Genomic DNA, 19,525 nt, shown 5'->3' on the forward strand with positions numbered 1-19,525 from the left:
TATGTGATTATTTGTTGTCTTTATGTAACATGCATGATTAAAAATATCCTAAAAATAAATTTTTATTATTTCTATTCTTCTTTAATGCAAAATCATATCTAAGAACCAATTCATGACTTCCATAATGATATGAATTCGTTTTATTTAAAATAGTCCAATCGTATGAATAACCAAACAGTAATGTATTTGAAAACATAAAACCAAACAGCCCGCCTACAGATTCGCCTGTGCGAACCATAATACCAGCATATAGAAGTTGTTTGTATATAAGAGTTGTAGTTAAATCAACTTGCACAGGCGCTCCGGCAACAACTTTAGTAAGCATGGTTGGTTTCAAATCCAGTGCTTCTGTTAAATTGAATACTGTTCCGGCAATCATATAAAAATGTACCTTTTGCTGATATAGATTCATACTCTGTCCTTGATATTCTCCGGAAACTGTTTTGGTCAAAATCTGAGGAGTACTTATACCTGCATAAAATTTAGGTGAATAATAATACATTCCAAATCCAACATTAGGGATTGCTTTATTTTGCATGTTGGAATTAAAAGAAACATCATTCGGATCGTCTAATTTCACAGATGAAAGCGAAGTACTTAAAAGATTCACGCCAATTTTTGTACCAAAAGACAATTTCGATTTTTCAGTCAAAGGTAAATGATAGGCAAAATCTGCGTAAGCACTTGTAGAATTCATAGGTCCTATCTTATCATTTTCAAAAGATAAACCTAAACCGAGTTTTTGTTTGGCAATTGGTGCACTAACAGAAATGGTCTGTGTCTTAGGCGCACCATCATATCCAACCCATTGAAGTCTGTATAGTCCTACTACCGAAATTGCTTGTCTGCTGCCAACGTACGCAGGATTATATGTTTGTACATTATACATATAATTTGTAAACGACGATTGCTGCTGGGCAAATGCATGATTTGATAAACACAAACACATCACTGGAAATGCTTGCAAAAAGTATTTAAACGTTTTCATAAATTAATGTTTTATATAGATTGAACCTTTCACTGGTGCATCCCCATTATTTTTATCAAACAAATAAAAATAAGTTCCTTCCGGCAATAATTCTCCATTTCCCACTGCTACCAATCCTGCTGTACATCTACCATTCCAATCATTGGTATAAGGTGCAGCAGAATAAACTTTTTCTCCCCAACGATTAAAAATCACGATGGAATTATTGGGATATAAACTAAGCCCACGAATAACCCACACATCATTTACTCCATCTCCATTAGGCGAGAAGCCTTCAGCGATGGAAAGTGTATTCTCACAGTTATCCAGAGATATTACAATAGACTCCGACACTTGACACTTTGGATCCGTTACCTTCAAACTATATGACCCCATCTTAGAAACACTTGCATTTGTTATAAGCGGTGCTTTTTTATCTGATATAAATCCATTAGGTCCTGTCCATAAATAATTCCAGTCCGGTTGAGGATTGGATACCTCCAAAGCAATTGACAGCCCTTCACATACCGTATTAGGAGTAATAATTTGCAGTGCAATTGTATACACTGCAACATCTGTTGATGCAGTATCACTCACACACGAGTTGGCATCTGTAACCGATAATTTATATGTTCCCGCATTAGCAGCTGCTGCATTATTAATAACCGGTGCCGAAAGTTGGGATACAAAATTGTCAGGACCTTCCCAATTATACTCCACACCAGTTGCTGCTGAAGAAAGCAGAGCGATTGCATCTCCAGCACAGACCATTGAACTGGTCATAACTAAAGGTTTTAAAGGAATTGGGTTTACAGAAACCCGCAATACATTACTGCTATCAAAAGGACAATTAGGTGAAGCATTACTTGTTATTCTTCTATACCAAGTTGTTTGAGTAAGTGGCTTCGGAATATAATTTTTTGTTGTAGCCGAAGAAATGTTTGTAAATCCCCCCTCTTTTGAAATGACCGACGATTGCCATTGGTAAAAAACTCCATTATTATTACTTAATGTAGAAGTTGCACCTATCAATTCATGCACATGTGAACCTGCACACGCATCCGATTGCGTTTGCGTTAATTTATTATTAATCGTTGCAGGACATAAGGAACATAAAGGAACGGCTGCAGTATTGGTACAATTCATTGTTAATTCATATGTATCTGTTGCTGTGCCATCGCCCATACTGCCATTTACCCGATGCCCAACATAACAATAGCGATCGGAAGCATCTTTTACATACACCAATGTATGTCCGCCTTTTTCTGCATAATTTGCTTTATCAACACCAACGATAAAGCCATCCGGCACAACTGGATACATTGAAAAATTTGGTAATGCACCATCTAATGATGAATAATCATTAGATCCCCAGTAATATAAATTGTTCTCTTTCGTAACTGCGCAAGCCGACAACAATGCAGCATCGTGTTCCTGTACACTTATAAACATTACATTTTCCAGATTTTCGGTGCTGTTTTTTTTGACTCTTCCCCATGCTAATTGTTTAGAAACAGAACCGATACCAAGAATACCATTATCTCCATCACCCATAGAATATAAATTTCCTGATTGACTTAAAACAAAATATGCTGTTCCTGTTATTTTGAACATTCCGGACGTAACAGCAATCATTCTTGGCATCTCATTTGGAAAATCGGATGGTTTGGTCATAAGAGTTGCTCGTCTATATGACGTAGCAGCAGCATTTGCATTATATACTCTCACTCCCCAGGTATACCAATTATTACTGCTGTCAACAGCAAACACCCCATTTATGCTCATTCGCAATTGAACAACTCCTGCAAGTATAGGAAATGCTCCAACAGCTGTTCTTACCTGATGCCATGAGTTTGATCCTGCTGTAGAGCCATCTCCATAGAGTTCTTTTGTCGCCCCAATCACCCAGACATGACCTGAGTCCGTTACGATTGCCAATGAATGAAACGTTGCAGTCATGATTTTTACATCCTTGGGCAATACGTTAGGCGGCAGACCGTCACTTTTACCAGCGACGGAAATTTTTTGAAACGTAGTACTCGTAGTAAAAACTTGATTAATAACAATATTACGAGTTCCCCAAGCGAATAAACCCGTTGTAGTCAATAAAATTGCCTGAGAATTATTAATAGTATTGGAACCTAATGCACCTTTTAAAGGTGTACCTGTTAAACCTGGATAATTTGTGCTGTTAATTTGTTGTGGCACCAATACATTCCCAACTCCATCACTTGCTTTCCCTTCTCCCCAAACAACAAATGAACCATCTTGCCTACGCGCAATTGTTGAATGGTAATCCGAAATGATCTGATCATATAAATCATTGGGATCACAGGTCTGAGAAAATGAAAGAAATGAATAAAGGAAAAAACTAAAACTTAAAAGTGTATTTTTTAACATAACTAAATAATTAATAATTAGACAAATATAATCTTTTGTATGAAAAATCAGAATAAATAAAATAATCTCAATAAAACTTCAAATAATTACATATAAGAAAAATAAATGAAATTTAGTAACCCATTTTTAATACATTATTAATTTTTAAATAATAATTTGCAGATAGAAACCATTTCAAAGACTAAACCCTTAATATCATGAAACATATATCAATCGGAGTAATTTTTGCAGCATTGCTTGCAACAACATTTGTTGGCTGCCGCCAAGGCGACAAAGGAGAACCTGGACCTGCAGGCGCAAGTGCTTCTACACCTGCTTATAAAAGCGGTTCAATCACAGGACAACTTGAAGGAACAACATACACAAATGATTCTGCGTTTACCTTAAATTTAAATTATCAATATTATAAGAGCACCGCTGACAATGCTTTTAATGTAGTGTATGGTGAAGGAGGTACTTCCTATAACTACAGTATTACCAGATACGATTCAACTGGAAATTCTTATATCAAATTCGATTTTTCATTGGATTATTACGATCCTCAATTACGTACAACAGAACTGACACCAGAAATATATAACACTTATGTTACAATCGTATCAAATAGAAAGCTAAGTAACAATAACATGTTTTATTTTGGAACAACAACTGATTATAACTATCCATTTAATGTTAGTCCCATTTCTTTAGTTAACTATACGAGTCCAAACTTCTCAAGCATTACGTATGATAACCTCGTTGTTGACAGTAGTACTGGCTTAATTAGTTTTGATTATTCGATTGAATTGGGTTATTATCCTAGTAACTCTAACTCAACAGGTAATTCAGCAACTATGACTGGTAGTATAAGCGCAACTCCTTACAATGTAGTATATAGACAAGCTGCAGAATAATCAACAAAAAACATATTTATGAAAAGTCCCGTGCTATTCAGCGCGGGACTTTTTTATTTGTATGAAAACACTTTTGCCTAATGAATCTATTGTTTCATATTCATATTTCCGTTTAATATTGAACATAAGAACGGGCTCACAAACCAATATTTTTTCACCAACCTGAAAGCTTGACTGACGTTTCTTCAATACATGCGATTGCTTCAAAAACCTAGTAGCATACTGCTCATAAAAAAGTAAATGCGGGTTGTATTCTGCATAGGCAATTGAATACGGAATATCTGTTTGTTTTGAAACCATAAAATCACCGTATGATTCCATATAAAATCTACTAAAAGACCTTGTAAAAATCTGTATATAGAAAACAGAAAAGACCAGCGTAAATAGAATACCGATAACAATACGTTGTTGAAAATAAAAAAAAGTAGAGATACGTTTGAATGTTTCAAAAATACCAAAACCTATTATAACAGCACATAGTGGTAAGATGGGGGCATCATACCAAAGTAGCTTTACTTTTGAAAAAGAAAAAATACACAGAAATGCCAGTGCCTGAACAAGAATATAATAAATGAATTTGTTTTGAGAGCCATTCATTTTTTTTAATAAAAAAATTGCTGCAGGTATAAAACCAAGCACCCAATAGTGCAATTGAATTTCAAATAATATTTTCCAGTAATAATTCCATTCAGGATGAACAGGTTCAATAAATGTATGATATCTACCTATTTCATAGGTCCAAACAGCTTCTAAATATCCTGGATCCAAATATTCTCTACCCAAATACCAACTTGCTAATGCAAGGATTGAGAAGACCATTCCCATCCAAAAATAACCATTTGTAAAAAGCAGCGTGTGTTTTTTATATAGAAATAGAAAGACAAAACTAGCTGGAAGAAAAAATACAATCATCCACCCCTTTGTTAATATAGATAGTGTTGCGAATAAAATAGCCCATAATAAATATCGTTGATAGGTATTTTTTTCAGGTTCTACTAAAAAAGAATAATAAAAAAATATAAATCCAGTTGTAAATAAAATTAATGGCACATCATGATCCCCTGTAAATGCCATATGCGGACATACAAAATAAGGAATCAGCAATAAGACTGCTGCTGAGGTAAGCGCCCACCAATGGTCTTGAACGATTCGTTTTATAGAAAAATAGATCAAGAGAATCAATGTTACAGCCGAAGCTATTATAGGTATCCGCAATGACCATTCGTTCCATCCAAAACATTTACCGAATAAGGTTTGAATAAATACGAATAGATACGGCTTGGTATTTTGTAAATGACTCGTAGGATCAAAAAATATAAAAAAACGTCCACGTTCACCCAATTCGTTAGCAGCTATAAAATAATATCCTTCATCAAAGACGAATAACTTATTGATGTATGCCTGATAACACATAGGCAAGGCAATAAGGATGATTGCTGCAATTGTAAGGATTATTTTAATTGGCTTGCTCATTTTACTCTTTTATACCACTTATATAGTTCAAACCACAACACACTTAGTATTGCAACAATAACAGATATACATAATTGTCCGATAGATAATGAGCCAAGTTTAAAGAAGGCTGAAACAATTGGAACATATAATAAAACACATAATAAAATAAAGGTAGCTACGAGAATAAAAACCATCAATCTGTTTTTATAAAATAACGTTCTGAATATGCTATAATGCAACGAGCGATTCACAAGTGATAAAATAATATTGGAACACACCAATGTTGCAAATACCATTGACCGTGTTATTTCCTCATTATTACCTTGACTTGTGGAGTATTGATACATACTCAGCGTACCAATAGTAATCACAAGGCCTTGTACAATGCTTATTAACAATTCATTTATATTCAAAAACGTTTTACCCAATTGTCGTGGTGGCACATTCATGCTGTTTTTTTCCATAGGTTCATTTTCATAAACGATGGAACAGGTTGGCCCCATAATCAACTCTAGAAAAATCACATGCACCGGAGTGAAAATTTCAGGATAGATCCAGCCAAGTAATAAAGGTGCTGCAACAGTTAAAATAATAGGTATATGAATCGAAATAATATATTGAATAGCTTTTTTCAAATTGGTATAGATACGTCTTCCCATAGCTACAGCATCTACCATTTTCCCAAAATCATCATCCGTAAGAATGAGCGAAGACGCTTCCTTAGCTATTTCTGAGCCCCGTTTGCCCATTGCAATACCAATATTAGCTGCTTTAAGCGCTGGACCATCATTTACACCATCCCCTGTCATACCAACGATATATCCTTGAGCTTTTAGTCGCTCTACAATACGAAGCTTTAACTCCGGATACATACGTGTAAATATGGAATATTTGCAAACAGCTGAATCGAATTCTGTATCGGATAATGCAAGTAATGCATCACTATTGATTCCATTATCATACCCTTTAAAATCTGCCTGCTTTGCAATAGCAGCAGTAGTTAACGCATTATCACCCGTTATTATTTTGATCTCTATACCCGCATTATAAAGCTTTTCAAACACTGTTGAAATATTTTCCTTCGGAGGATCAATGAAACCAATCAAACCTAAGAACTCAAACGAAATTAATTCCTGTTGCTTGGGAAAATCAGCACCTTCAATTCGTGCACGCCCAACTCCCAATACACGTATACCTTTTGAAGCAAAATCGGCTAATTGTTTTAAAATATTTTTTTTCTCATCCTCAGCTAATACAGAATACTTCAACAATGCTTCAGGTGCGCCTTTACAAGCTACAATTCTATCTCCTGCTGCATTCTCAAAAACATGCGTCATCATAGGAGGATTTCCGCCCAATGGATATTCATGAATCATAGAATATGCTTTTCGAACATCTTCTTTTGTAGAATGCTTATACGCATCATGAATTGCTATCTCCATCGTATCGAAGGGAACAGATTCACTCGCCCACATAGAGGTTGAAATTACAACCTGAGCATCCTCCAAATTAAAGGATTCAGAATTATAAACAGTATTTGACTTAAAGGCATAGAGCGTACTCAATGACATTCTATTTTGAGTAATTGTTCCTGTCTTATCCGTACAAAGAACTGTAGCCGAACCTAAAGCTTCAACAGTTTGAGTTTGTTTCACAATGATACCTACTTTCATCAAGCGCCAGGCACCAAGAGCCATAAAGGTTGCAAAAGCAACTGGTATTTCTTCAGGCAAAACAGACATTGCAATGGTGAGTCCTTTTAATAAGCTATTTAGTAAGTCTCCTGTTTGATAATACGTATATATCCATATCAGTAAAAATATACTGCTGCCTATAATTGCCATCCATGTAACAAAAGAATTGATTTGTTTTTCTAATGGTGTTTTTTGAATAGAAATAGCATCAACTGAGGTACCGATTTGCCCAAGTTTTGTTTGACTACCTATTTGTTTGACTTCAAATACACATTGACCGGAGACAACTAAGGTACCTTGAAACACAGATGAATTGTCATCCGAATCAATTACTTTTTCTATGGCAAATGATTCCCCCGTTAAAATAGATTCATTAACAGTAAAATCATTTAATTGTTTGATGATTCCATCCGCTTGAATCAACTCTCCTTCTGAAACAACCAAATAATCTCCGATAACAATTTCATCTGAAGTAATCTGAACAATTTCATTATTACGAATCACATGCGCATGCGCCTGTGTAAATTCTTTTAAAGCCTCCAGCGCTTTTCGAGTTGTATTTTCCTGATAAAATGAAATAGCGGACACCAAAACAATTGCCCCCAACATAAACCACCCTTCTGATAATTCGCCCAATGAAAAATAAATAATTGTGCAAGCCAAAAGCAATAAAAACATTGGCTCAAAAACCGTTTTTTTAAATATATCCCATATTGGATGATTCGCTTTCTCATCAACAATGTGCGCTCCGTGTTGATTTCTGGAAGTCTGAACTTCTTTCGTTGTTAATCCTGTAAATGGATATGGATTCATATGGTAGATACTTCTTGGCTTAATCGTATTTCAGCCCTTATTCAAACAAGTTAACATATTGTATCATAAAAAATAAAAAAGTTTGGTAGAACATCTATGGTAATTATTTTAGCTTTAGTATATTTCTAACTATTTTAATGTATTTCATATGCATACCTTTAAAGCTATTATTGAGAAATTTGAAAAGAATGGTGAAAAAACGGGTTGGAGTTTTATCTATATTCCTATTGATATTTCAGAAGCGATGCAACCCAGCAACAGAAAAGGTTTTCGGGTGAAAGGCACATTAGATAAATTTCCGATTGAAGGCATAGCTCTTCTTCCTATGGGAGACGGTGAATTTATAATGCCCATCAACGCTTCCATGCGTAAAGGAACACACAAGGCTATGGGCGGCACATTAACCGTGCGGATTGAATTTGATCCGAAAGAATATGAATTGAATTCGGATTTTGTTTTGTGTCTTGAAGATGATCCAACTGCGTATGAGTATTATAAAAGTCTTACAAAATCACATCAGAATTATTTTTCAAAATGGATCGATGCTGCCAAAACAGAAGTAACAAAATCGAAACGCATCACGCAATCTATACAGGCGTTGGGAATGGGATTGGGATATTCAGAGATGATGCGGATGAATAAAGGGAATTAGGTTTTAAGTAATAAGTTTTAAGTTCTAAGATGAAATCTTTTACATTTTACGATATCGCATTTAAAAAAAAGTGTTAAGTCCGTTTCCAAACTTAACACTTAAAACTTATTACTTAAAACCTACAATTACCATCCCAGCAAATATGCAAAGATCAATGGCACTACAATCGTAGCATCAGACTCTACAATAAACTTCGGTGTATGAATATCTAGTTTACCCCAGGTAATTTTTTCGTTTGGTACTGCTCCTGAATACGAACCGTATGATGTTGTTGAATCAGAAACCTGGCAGAAATAACTCCAGAATGGAATGTTTTCCATTTCCATATCCTGATACAACATTGGTACCACACAGATCGGGAAATCACCTGCAATACCACCACCTACTTGAAAGAAACCAACACCTTTACCTTCAGAATTCTTTACATACCAATCAGACAACCACATCATGTATTCAATACCAGACTTCGTCATAGTTGGTTTGAATGTACCTTTGATGCAGTATGAAGCAAAGATATTACCCATGGTAGAATCTTCCCAACCCGGAACAATGATCGGAAGGTTTTTCTCTGCTGCTGCAAGCATCCAGGAATTCTTCGGATCAATTTCATAATATTGTTCAAGCTCTTTACTCAACAACATTTTGTACATGAATTCATGCGGGAAATAACGTTCGCCGGATTTGTCTGCGTCGTCCCAAACTTTAAATAAATGCTTTTGTAATCTTCTGAAAGCTTCTTCTTCAGGAATACATGTATCTGTAACACGGTTGTAGTGGTTCTCTAACAGATCCCACTCATCCTGCGGACTTAAATCTCTGTAATTCGGTACACGCTTGTAGTGTGAGTGCGCAACCAGATTCATAATATCCTCTTCCAGGTTAGCACCTGTACATGAAATAATCTGTACTTTATCCTGACGGATCATTTCTGCTAATGATTTACCCAATTCCGCCGTACTCATAGCACCGGCAAGCGTAATCATCATTTTTCCACCCTCTAATAAGTGCGTTTCATATCCTTTTGCTGCATCTACCAAAGCGGCAGAGTTAAAGTGCAAATAATGCTCTTGAATAAACTGAGAAATAGGTCCCTTTGACATATTTTATTGAATGTTAAATAGAATTATAGCCTGCAAGTTACATCATTCTGATGAAAACTTATAAACCTGAGCCAAATCCGATATTATTTAATTATTAACCCTTGAAAATGAGAAAACTGTCTGAATTTGGATTTGTTTGATTGATTGGAAAGTTTGGATTTAGTGGTTCTTGTTTTGTCTTTCAATCAAGGTCAGAACCAACTTGTTTTAACACTTAAAATTTAAAGATTTAGTGCTTTATAGCTTAATAATTAAAAAGCTACCTTAATCCAAATTTGCCAATCAATCAAACAAATCCAAATTCAGACAAATTGTTGAGAATTAATTCATAACTCATAAATCATAATTTATAATTCCCTGCCTCTTTTTTGTAATTTGTAGTTAATAATATTCACCACTTGATTTAGCAGGAGCATTTATGGCAGAAGCAATTAATCCCGGAAACTGGAAAGACATATTTTCAGATACATTATATATCATTAATGATCCGAATGCAATTGCAGCAACACCCGTTCAGGCTGCATCAACTACTTCTGTAGAGATGCCGAAAGCCGTTGAAGCACCTAAAGAAACAGTTGTAACCACAGCAACTCCAAGTATTCCGAAATCGCCTTCGATTCCTGCTTCCCCATCGTTAACAGCGGTTAAAGAAGAAATTTCATCTAAAGCACCGGAAGCTCCAGCTTTAAAGCCAACAGGGAAATATAGCAATGGTATTTTAATCTTGATGCATGTATCATACTCAATGACTTCTGCACAACAGGAAATGTTGGGTAAGATCGTTAAAGCGGTGCAGCTGGATTACAACGACTGCGGTGTTTTGCTCGTCTCCACTCCTGTTTCATTGACCCACATAGAAACATTAAAGCCACGTATTATCCTATCTTTCGGCTTACCGACAGATGCCTTTACGCCTCGCCTTTCAAAAGATCTATACGCGATACAAAAACATAATAACACAATTATTTTATTAGCAGATGCATTAGCTAAACTGGAAACAACTGTTGCATTAAAGGCTAGTTTGTGGAATGCAATGAAAGAGATGTTTGGGATAAAATAAAGAAGCAATAAACATATATCCGTATATGCTTATTGCTCTATAAAATTCGGTATTATATTAAGTATTGTGCATTTCCCTTTCGGGAAACTTATGCAACGGCAAATACTTTTGTGCCAATGCTAACACGAGCTGCAGATTCCAGATCCATCTTATAATGCACAACAATCGCGCTGGTATATCTTCTTATTATTGGCAAAATTTCATTTAAACGTTCTTTATTATTGCTGTTCATTAGTATTTCGATAAAGGATTCGTTTGTCCATTTAACTAATTTTAATTCTTTTTCTACTTGTTCCATAACTGTTCAATTTAGGGGTTAAAAGTTAAGATTGAAATATGTATTAAATTATCTTTTGTTAATGCGAACGCTAAGATATTAACGCCTTTCATTGCCCACGGTTGTTGATCTATATATTAATTTATCAACCATTTAACAGATAATACTACACACTGATTACAGGAATTGAATTTGATTCTGTAACTTTCATAACTGGTATTTAAAATACATTTATTGTAAATACATTTCACAATGCAGAATCAACTAGCTGCTCATATTCGCAGATTTATTGACATCACAGATGAAGAAGCATTTCAGATACATACTTTTTTTGAAAGCGAAAAAGTAAAGAAGAAAGTAAATCTCCTGCATACACCAGAAGTTTGCAAACACAATTACTTTGTGTTAAAAGGTTGTCTGCGCTTATTTTTTATCGATGACAAAGGTGTTGAACAAACAACACAGTTTGCTATTGAAAATTGGTGGCTCAGCGATTATATGTCTTTTCAGAATCAATTGCCGGGCGATTTCTACATTCAGGCTGTAGAACATACAGAACTATTACGAATTTCTTACACGGCACAGGAAAAGTTACTCACAGAAGTTCCAAAGATGGAACGTTATTTCCGGCTTGTATATCAGAAAGCAGCTGCTGCAGCGCAGCTTCGTTCCAAGTATCAGCATACCTTTTCAAAAGAAGAACAGTTTTTAAATTTTCGCAATAAATTCCCGGAGTTTATTCAGCGCATACCACAATATCTGTTAGCATCCTATTTAGGATTCACTCCGGAATATTTAAGTGAAATTCGTAAAAAAAATATTTCTTAAACCAGTTTAAGTTTTTTCAATAACCCATCTTTTAGTTTTGTTCCATACAAAAACAAAACACATTATGGAAAAGAGATTAAATCTGGGAGCATTGCAGCCAAAGGGATATAAAGCAATGGTCGGGCTTGAAGCCTATCTTCAAACAAGCGAACTTAGCAAGAGCCATATCAATCTGATCAAAACGCGCGCTTCACAGATCAATGGTTGCGCCTATTGTCTGGATATGCATACTAAAGAATCGATCCAAAACGGTGAAACATTGCAGCGTTTATTTGTATTAGCAGCTTGGAAGGAAACAGATCTGTTTACCGAAGAAGAGAAAGCAATCCTTGGTTTAACCGAAGAAATTACGGTGATCCATCAGCATGGAGTTTCGGATGCTGTATATAAAAAGGCTGTGGAGCTATTTGGGGAAAATTATGTTGCCCAAATAATTATGGCTGTTGTGGCAATCAATGGCTGGAACAGAATTGCGGTAGCAACACATTTGCAAATTGATTAAAACTTCTACACCCCATTTGCATTCATGGTATATAAATGCAAATGGGGTGTAGAGATCGTTAATAAGGTAATGTTTGTTATGCCAGGGAAATCGTATTCTTTCCTATACTGATCATGGCTCTGTTGGCAAGCCCTTCCTGATAATTTATAATGATTGCATCTGTGTATCTCCTAAACAGAGGTAGAAATTCTTTTAACATACTTTTATTATTACTGTTTAAAAGAATACGAATTGTTGACTCTTCGTTCCAGTTATAAGCTTTAAGTGTTTTTTCAATTTCTTCCATAGTCTCTAGTCGTTTAGTTGTTACATGCAGCTGCGTAGTAAAGTTTAAAATTTGAAATGTATTGGGTCTCAGTAGTGTGTAACGGGAACAATGCTTATAGAGTTGTAAAAAATCAAAAAAAATTTAGGTAGTCTATAAAAAAACACTATAAAGCAGAAAAGTCCTCCGTCCCGATCGGGATCGGGACGGAGGACTTTTCTGCTTTATAGAATGGAAAGAATTAATGCGTTTTGATCTGTGTATTAATCAGGTTTGAGCTGGCACGACCTACCAGCTTTCCGTCCGGAAGTGCTAAGGTGGCATGCACATTTATGATGCTCTTGCCCTGGCGGATGACTTCCGCCGTACAGGTCAACACATCTCCGATCTGTGCAGGTCTCAGGTAATCTACGTTCAGCGTTACAGTTGCATAGAAGAATTCATCAGCAGAGATCAGACAAACGGTACCACAGAGATCATCCAGAATGGTAGCAACGATGCCACCATGAATTGTTTTCATCATATTGGTCATATCTGCTCTTACCGGTACTGTCACTATGATCTTTCCGTTTTCGGCAAGCACAGGGGTCATTTGAAGCCAATTGCTGATCGCTGACGGACTATCGTGAACTACTTTACCGATTCGGTTCTGGATGTATTCTAAGCGCGGATTCATAGCTCAAATGAAATGTATATAGGTTAATTGTACTACAATATATTGAAAAATGTTTCAAACCGGGCTTAGACGTGAGTTTTTCAGGTTTTATACAAATAAAAAAGTCTCCCGTTCCGATAGCTATCGGGATCAGGAGACTTTACGAGGTTTCGACCAGATTCGAACTGGTGTAGAAGGTTTTGCAGACCTCTGCCTAGCCACTCGGCCACGAAACCCTTTATTGAGGTTTGCAAAGTTATAAAAAACGGACGAAGAAGAAAGGCTTTTGCAAAAGAATTTTATAATCCCATCATTAATCACTTACTATCAAAATATTAGAGAAGTTATAACTTGATTAAGCTTGAAGGGTGATTAAGTCTTTATGTCTAAATGAATAGTATGTTTCATAACTATGCTTTTTAACATAATAAAATACCGCACATACACTTTTCAATAACACTCTTTTCATATTTCAAAACAATACATAATGATCCTAATCACACACATCAATGACCTCGTACTTGTGGTATTATATAATTGTTAATACATCTCATTTTTAATGAAATACTCAGAGAATACTCAGAATCTAAAGATACTTTTCAAAATAACTGTTGCAACAATTATTTTACCTAACCTATCAAATGATGAATTACAAGAAATATAAATGGGGATTCGCCTTCTTATTTATTCCATTAATCGGAGTCTTACTTGCATGCAAACACACAGCAGTAATTCCGGATAAACCGGAAATTTCATTTCAAGCAGATGTACAACCAATTATTATGAATAATTGTGCAACTGCTGGTTGCCACGATGGCATGAGCGAGCAAGCCGAATTAATCTATTACTATGATATCATAAATTATGTTACTCCTTCTAATGCGAAAAAAAGCGATATATACCAAAGAATTACAACCCTAAAAGGTGAAAGTAAAATGCCTATTACTGGACATCTGTCAGAAACACAAATCTTAACAATTTATACATGGATCATGCAAGGAGCTAAATACAATTAATATGAAATTAAACCCATTCTTATTCCTGTTTATTGGTGCGTTTTTATTTATGCAATATTCTTGCTACTACGATAAATTCGATGAAATACATCCTGCTGCTGCTTTAATTAACACCTGCGATACAGCACTTGCTGATACATATAACGGCTCTATAAATGCAATTATGCAGTCCAATTGTGTCTCTTGCCATACGGCAGCAACCTCATCTTCCATCAATGTTGTATTGGACAGTTATCAAGGTGTCAAAACATCCGCAGCAAATGGAAGCCTAATCGGCACAATGACTGCTCAACCCGGCTATAGGGCCATGCCTCCCTCAACAAGAGTTCACCAATGCGAAATTGATAGAATCCAGAGATGGATTGATGCTGGTATGCCTGAATAATACTCAAATTATGAAAAATCTAAAAAAAATAATCTTACTAAGCATACTTGTGTGTACAATTAAGGTTTCCAACGCACAAGATGATTTACTTGAAAACCTAAATACAGAAGCGGATAAAACTAAACAATATACCCAGGCAACTTTTAAAGCGACGCGAATCATTAACTGTCAAACGGTAGAGACGTTATCTAAAAACAGTTTAGATTTTAGAATATCGCATCGCTTTGGTGATTTTAGTTCCGGATCATACAATTTTTACGGACTCGATGGGCCTGCAAACATACGGATTGGTTTTGATTATGGCATAACAGATAAATTCATGATTGGAATTGGTAGAAGTTCGGATCATAAATTGTTTGACGGATTTTTAAAATATAAAATCCTAAGCCAAACTACAAATGGTAGTATGCCAATAACCCTAACAGGTTTAATATCAATAAATATTACGAGTGAAAAAGATGCAACGGCAGCTTTAACGGGTATAAATAAATATGAGAATTTTTCAAGCAGGATATCGTATATGTATCAACTGATGATTGCCAGAAAATTCACTAAAAAACTATCTGTACAACTAAGCCCAACATTTATTCATTACAATCAAGTAATCAATACAACGGATAAAAACGACATGTTAAGCTTAGCAACTGCAGGAAGATTCAAACTTACAAAAAGCTTATCTCTATCCGGAGAATATGTTATTCGAATAAGTCAATATACAGTACAAATGAATGCATATCACAACAGTTTAGGTTTTGGGCTTGATGTTGAAACCGGTGGACACGTGTTTCAAGTATTTGTTATCAATTCTTTTGGAATTAATGAAGTTCAAGCCATCCCCTACACCGTTTCACAATGGGGCAAAGGCGAAATCCGTTTAGGTTTCAATATTTCAAGAGTCTTTTCATTTAATAAATCTCACTAACTATGAAACAATATAGTATTTCAATTCTTGCTACTGCCCTATTATTGGGAATGACCATGTCCTTTAAAAATGAAGGTCAACCAATGTATAAAACATCTACGGGCCAAATTAGTTTTTATTCTGAAACACCCATGGAAAATATTGAAGCCAGTTCTTCAACTATGATCTCTGCAATCAACCCTTCCAACAAAAATATTGCATGTGTTGTATTAATGACTTCATTCAAATTTAAAAATGGGCTGATGCAGGAACACTTCAATGAAAAATATGTTGAAAGTGATAAATATCCAAAAGCAACGTATTCAGGAATAATAAATGAAACGATTGATTATACAAAACCTGGCACATATCCCGTCACCAGTAAGGGTACATTAACCATCCATGGTGTTGCACAACCAAGAACAATTAATGGAACTCTAACTATTGATGCAACTAAAAAAGTAAATCTAACGTCAACATTCGATGTTAAATTAGTAGATCATAAAATAGAAGTGCCTCAAATTGTATTTAATAAAATTGCTGAGGTGATACAGGTGAAATTGAATGCGAATTATACATTGCAATAAAAATTATTACGCTTTTTAATGATGAGTAATAATGAATGATTATTACTCATCATTAAATTCTTTTGAGGAATTCAATTTTGCCTTTCTACTTTTTATCAAAAAATATGAAATCACAATCATAGTAAAACAAATCAGATTAATTACATTCAATATAGAACCCAAGTAATAAGTAAAATACAACAAGCCAAATATTCCAGCCATCCATAAAGAATGAAGCTCAAAAGTTTCGTGTTCATAATTAGCTTTCGCAATAATAGGCGGCAAAGTACGATAAACATGTAATTCATGCTCTTTTCTTTTTTGGCTATAAACTTTGTGATTTTTATGTGATATCATTTGATAGTTTTTGAAAATATATTCTTGAAAGTCCTTGAAAAAAGAATCAAATGTATCTGAAAATTTCAATTCACTTTTATCTTTTAACACCAATACAATTCTTCGAAGGCCACCATCGGCATAAATGTAATAGCCTAAGATTTCTGTTAATGGAATAACTTTATCTTTCTTAAAACTATAAAGATAGTGTCTACAAATTGTTGATTTATCAATATCCACATCCTCTATAATATCATGGAATAGAGTAAAAAAGTAAATACTAATTGCTAATAAAAAAATAAAAAATGCTTTAAAATAAAGACCTGAATCATTTTGAGCTTGATACAGCAAACCTGCAGAAATGAGCAGTAAAAATAAAATAATGCTTACAAGTACAACAACTAGTTTTCTTGAAAAGCCACGACTTACTATTTTTTTATTGACCATTTCCATAAGTAAATTAAAAGTACATAAAAAATAAGGTCAAAAAAAAAGTCCCGCCTTTCAGCGGGACTTTCAAACTATCTATAGAGAAGAAAGAATTACTTCTTTCCGTCCATTGTATCTTTCAAATTAGAAAGAGCTTCGATATCACCTAAAGTAGATTTCTCTACAGCAGGAGTTTTCGCAGTAGCTGGCGCTTTAGCACCACCTTTAGCCGGAGCAGCTTTCTTTTTCTTAGCATCTGCAGGAGCAGCAGCATCTTCAGCTACTTCTGAGAACGTTTTCGTGTGAGACAATACAATACGTTTGTCGTCTTTAGAGAACTCTAATACTTTGAAATCTAATGAATCACCTTGTTCTGCATTTGCACCGTCAGCCTTCACTAAGTGTTTGTTCATAGCGAAACCTTCGATACCGTATGGCAACTCAAGAACAGCACCTTTATCGTTTTTAGAGATAAGTGTAGCAGTGTGAGTAGAACCTGGAGTGAAGATTGTTTCAAATGTATTCCAAGGGTTTTCTTCTAATTGTTTGTGGCCTAAAGCAAGTCTTCTGTTTTCAACATCTAACTCCAATACAACTACATCCAATTTATCACCAACCTTAACGAATTCAGATGGGTGTTTGATTTTCTTAGTCCAAGATAAATCAGATACGTGAACAAGACCGTCAATACCTTCTTCTAATTCGATGAATAAACCGAAGTTAGTCAAGTTACGAACAAGACCTGTGTGCTTAGTACCTACAGCATATTTAGAGATCGCGTCAGACTTAGTCCAAGGATCTTCAGTCAATTGCTTAATACCTAAAGACATTTTACGTTCGTCACGATCTAATGTCAATACAACTGTTTCTAATTCATCACCAACTTTGATGAAGTCTTGTGGGTTGCGTAAATGCTGAGACCAGCTCATTTCAGATACGTGGATCAAACCTTCAACACCTGGTTGTAATTCAAGGAAAGCACCGTAGTCTGCAACGTTAACGATTTTACCTTTAATTTTTGAACCAACTTCAATGCCAGCAGCAAGAGCATCCCAAGGATGAGAAGTAAGTTGTTTCATACCAAGAGAGATACGTTTTTTCTCTTCGTCGAAATCCAATACTACTACTTGTACTTTTTGGTCTAAGTTCAACACTTCTTGTGGATGGCTTATGCGGCCCCAAGAAATATCTGTAATGTGAAGTAAACCATCAACACCACCTAAATCGATGAACACACCGAAGTTTGTCATGTTTTTGATAACACCTTCTAATACTTGTCCTTTTTCAAGGTTGTTAAGTATAACAGCTTTTTGTTTTTCGATATCTTTTTCGATCAACACTTTGTGAGATACTACAACGTTATCGTTTGTATAGTTGATTTTAACAACTTTAACTTCCATTTTCTTGCCAACGAAGATATCGAAGTCACGAATTGGTTTAACGTCAATTTGAGAACCTGGTAAGAAAGCTTCAACGCCGAATAGATCAACGATCAAACCACCTTTAGTTCTTCTTTTTACAAGAGCTTCGATAATGATATCGTTATCAAGAGCGCCTTGGATATTTTCCCAAGCCTTAACGATACGCGCCTTACGACGAGACAATACCAATTGGCCTGAAGCGTTTTCCTGATCTTCAACGTACACATCGTATACTTCACCAACTTTCACGCCGCCTTCAACGTCACGAAATTCAGATAAAGAAATAAGTCCGTCTGATTTGAAACCGATGTTGATAATAACATCGCGTTCAGTAATACCAACAACAGTACCACTTAATACTTGTTTTTCAGTAACTTCACTTAATGTACCTTCGTACATAGCAGCGATTGATTCTTTTTCAGCAGCAGTATAAGTACCACCGAAACCTTTGTCACCAATTAAGTCCCAGTTAAAATCTTCTGGTTTTGGAGTAAGCATAATATTCACCCTGTTATACATCAGCCTACGGGCAAGAGACTGAAATTTGTTTTTAAGATCCGTTTAACCTAAAACGGACTGCAAATGTACGGCTTTATTCCTTTTATACCAAGGATTTAGGGGAGTTTAGGGTAGTTTGTGGTAGGAAGTTTGAGTTTTTAGGAGGAAAAAAGTGGTTTGCAAAGCTTTTTAAGACAATATGAATTACAAATCCTTGTATCTACTTCCAGATTATATCCAGAAGAGCACGGAGTAATAGAAAAAAGACAAATTTCAGATGGTTGGTAGTTTATTAAAATCTCCCCTAACCAATTATTTTCCCTTGATGAAAAAAGTTGTAGAAAACATGAAATAACTCTGGATTTTAGCTCAGGAGAGAAGCATAATTAGATATATACAATGTGAATAAGTC

19 protein-coding genes and 1 tRNA gene are annotated in these 19,525 nt (G+C 35.2%); 9 read left to right on the forward strand and 11 right to left on the reverse strand.

The window, feature by feature from the left end; genetic code table 11:
- Positions 1–37: 37 nt before the first annotated feature.
- Together A3EE_RS0113825 and A3EE_RS0113830 are read right to left on the reverse strand one after the other, a co-directional pair.
- A complete protein-coding gene (locus A3EE_RS0113825; RefSeq protein ID WP_033418066.1) occupies positions 38–988 on the reverse strand; it encodes a PorP/SprF family type IX secretion system membrane protein in 951 nt (316 codons plus the stop codon).
- Positions 989–991: 3 nt separating this feature from the next.
- Positions 992–3,367 carry a T9SS type B sorting domain-containing protein gene (locus A3EE_RS0113830; RefSeq protein WP_018344039.1) on the reverse strand — a complete coding sequence of 792 codons (2,376 nt, stop codon included), beginning with the start codon at positions 3,365–3,367 and terminating at the stop codon, positions 992–994.
- A gap of 197 nt (positions 3,368–3,564) precedes the next feature.
- On the opposite strand from A3EE_RS0113830, the gene A3EE_RS0113835 reads away from it, so the two are divergent.
- Entirely contained in the window at positions 3,565–4,260 is a 696-nt protein-coding gene (locus A3EE_RS0113835) for a hypothetical protein (RefSeq protein ID WP_018344040.1), read from the forward strand.
- Between the two features lie 33 nt (positions 4,261–4,293).
- Here the strand turns inward: A3EE_RS0113835 and A3EE_RS0113840 are convergent, their stop codons facing one another.
- Together A3EE_RS0113840 and A3EE_RS0113845 are read right to left on the reverse strand one after the other, a co-directional pair.
- Positions 4,294–5,733: an ArnT family glycosyltransferase gene (locus A3EE_RS0113840; protein WP_018344041.1), complete on the reverse strand. Its 1,440-nt coding sequence runs from the start codon at positions 5,731–5,733 to the stop codon at positions 4,294–4,296.
- Positions 5,730–8,222 carry a cation-translocating P-type ATPase gene (locus tag A3EE_RS0113845; RefSeq protein ID WP_018344042.1) on the reverse strand — a complete coding sequence of 831 codons (2,493 nt, stop codon included), beginning with the start codon at positions 8,220–8,222 and terminating at the stop codon, positions 5,730–5,732. The genes A3EE_RS0113840 and A3EE_RS0113845 overlap by 4 nt, the downstream gene beginning before the upstream one ends.
- A gap of 148 nt (positions 8,223–8,370) precedes the next feature.
- On the opposite strand from A3EE_RS0113845, the gene A3EE_RS0113850 reads away from it, so the two are divergent.
- Positions 8,371–8,874, forward strand: a complete 504-nt coding sequence (locus tag A3EE_RS0113850) for a YdeI/OmpD-associated family protein (RefSeq protein WP_018344043.1) — start codon at positions 8,371–8,373, stop codon at positions 8,872–8,874.
- Between the two features lie 125 nt (positions 8,875–8,999).
- Here A3EE_RS0113850 and A3EE_RS0113855 read toward each other — a convergent pair whose 3' ends face one another.
- Positions 9,000–9,974, reverse strand: a complete 975-nt coding sequence (locus A3EE_RS0113855) for a deoxyhypusine synthase family protein (RefSeq protein WP_018344044.1) — start codon at positions 9,972–9,974, stop codon at positions 9,000–9,002.
- 418 nt (positions 9,975–10,392) lie between these two features.
- Between A3EE_RS0113855 and A3EE_RS0113860 the strand changes: the two genes are divergently transcribed.
- Positions 10,393–11,034, forward strand: coding sequence for a hypothetical protein (locus A3EE_RS0113860; protein ID WP_018344045.1), 642 nt, complete (start codon positions 10,393–10,395; stop codon positions 11,032–11,034).
- Positions 11,035–11,122: 88 nt separating this feature from the next.
- On the opposite strand, the gene A3EE_RS0113865 is transcribed toward A3EE_RS0113860, so the two are convergent.
- Positions 11,123–11,332, reverse strand: a complete 210-nt coding sequence (locus tag A3EE_RS0113865) for a hypothetical protein (protein WP_018344046.1) — start codon at positions 11,330–11,332, stop codon at positions 11,123–11,125.
- Positions 11,333–11,563: 231 nt separating this feature from the next.
- On the opposite strand from A3EE_RS0113865, the gene A3EE_RS0113870 reads away from it, so the two are divergent.
- Both A3EE_RS0113870 and A3EE_RS0113875 read left to right on the forward strand, forming a co-directional pair.
- Positions 11,564–12,139 (forward strand): Crp/Fnr family transcriptional regulator, encoded by a 576-nt coding sequence (locus A3EE_RS0113870; protein WP_018344047.1) that lies wholly within the window; start codon positions 11,564–11,566, stop codon positions 12,137–12,139.
- Between the two features lie 64 nt (positions 12,140–12,203).
- Entirely contained in the window at positions 12,204–12,641 is a 438-nt protein-coding gene (locus A3EE_RS0113875; RefSeq protein ID WP_018344048.1) for a carboxymuconolactone decarboxylase family protein, read from the forward strand.
- A gap of 76 nt (positions 12,642–12,717) precedes the next feature.
- On the opposite strand, the gene A3EE_RS0113880 is transcribed toward A3EE_RS0113875, so the two are convergent.
- The 3 genes from A3EE_RS0113880 to A3EE_RS0113890 all read right to left on the reverse strand — a co-directional run bounded on the left by A3EE_RS0113880 (position 12,718) and on the right by A3EE_RS0113890 (position 13,797).
- Positions 12,718–12,927: a hypothetical protein gene (locus tag A3EE_RS0113880; RefSeq protein ID WP_018344049.1), complete on the reverse strand. Its 210-nt coding sequence runs from the start codon at positions 12,925–12,927 to the stop codon at positions 12,718–12,720.
- 220 nt (positions 12,928–13,147) lie between these two features.
- Complete coding sequence (locus tag A3EE_RS0113885; RefSeq protein WP_018344050.1) at positions 13,148–13,582, reverse strand: PaaI family thioesterase; 435 nt, start codon at positions 13,580–13,582, stop codon at positions 13,148–13,150.
- A 144-nt stretch (positions 13,583–13,726) separates the two neighbouring features.
- Positions 13,727–13,797: transfer RNA gene (locus A3EE_RS0113890), tRNA-Cys, on the reverse strand.
- 405 nt (positions 13,798–14,202) lie between these two features.
- Here A3EE_RS0113890 and A3EE_RS0113895 point away from each other — a divergent pair.
- Genes A3EE_RS0113895 through A3EE_RS0113910 form a run of 4 tightly spaced genes read left to right on the forward strand, consistent with a single transcriptional unit; the run spans position 14,203 to position 16,450 of the window.
- Entirely contained in the window at positions 14,203–14,577 is a 375-nt protein-coding gene (locus A3EE_RS0113895; RefSeq protein WP_157447030.1) for a hypothetical protein, read from the forward strand.
- A gap of 1 nt (position 14,578) precedes the next feature.
- The gene (locus A3EE_RS20700; protein WP_018344052.1) at positions 14,579–14,962 is read left to right on the forward strand and encodes a hypothetical protein; all 384 of its coding nucleotides are present in this window, start codon (positions 14,579–14,581) and stop codon (positions 14,960–14,962) included.
- A 10-nt stretch (positions 14,963–14,972) separates the two neighbouring features.
- A complete protein-coding gene (locus A3EE_RS0113905; RefSeq protein ID WP_018344053.1) occupies positions 14,973–15,884 on the forward strand; it encodes a DUF5777 family beta-barrel protein in 912 nt (303 codons plus the stop codon).
- Positions 15,885–15,886: 2 nt separating this feature from the next.
- Positions 15,887–16,450, forward strand: coding sequence for a YceI family protein (locus tag A3EE_RS0113910; protein WP_018344054.1), 564 nt, complete (start codon positions 15,887–15,889; stop codon positions 16,448–16,450).
- A gap of 42 nt (positions 16,451–16,492) precedes the next feature.
- Here A3EE_RS0113910 and A3EE_RS0113915 read toward each other — a convergent pair whose 3' ends face one another.
- Both A3EE_RS0113915 and rpsA read right to left on the reverse strand, forming a co-directional pair.
- Positions 16,493–17,218, reverse strand: a complete 726-nt coding sequence (locus A3EE_RS0113915; RefSeq protein WP_018344055.1) for a hypothetical protein — start codon at positions 17,216–17,218, stop codon at positions 16,493–16,495.
- An 89-nt stretch (positions 17,219–17,307) separates the two neighbouring features.
- A complete protein-coding gene (gene rpsA / locus A3EE_RS0113920) occupies positions 17,308–19,113 on the reverse strand; it encodes a 30S ribosomal protein S1 (protein WP_033418100.1) in 1,806 nt (601 codons plus the stop codon).
- Positions 19,114–19,525 lie beyond the last annotated feature (412 nt).

The organism is Cytophaga aurantiaca DSM 3654, from assembly GCF_000379725.1.
Taxonomy (GTDB): domain Bacteria; phylum Bacteroidota; class Bacteroidia; order Cytophagales; family Cytophagaceae; genus Cytophaga; species Cytophaga aurantiaca.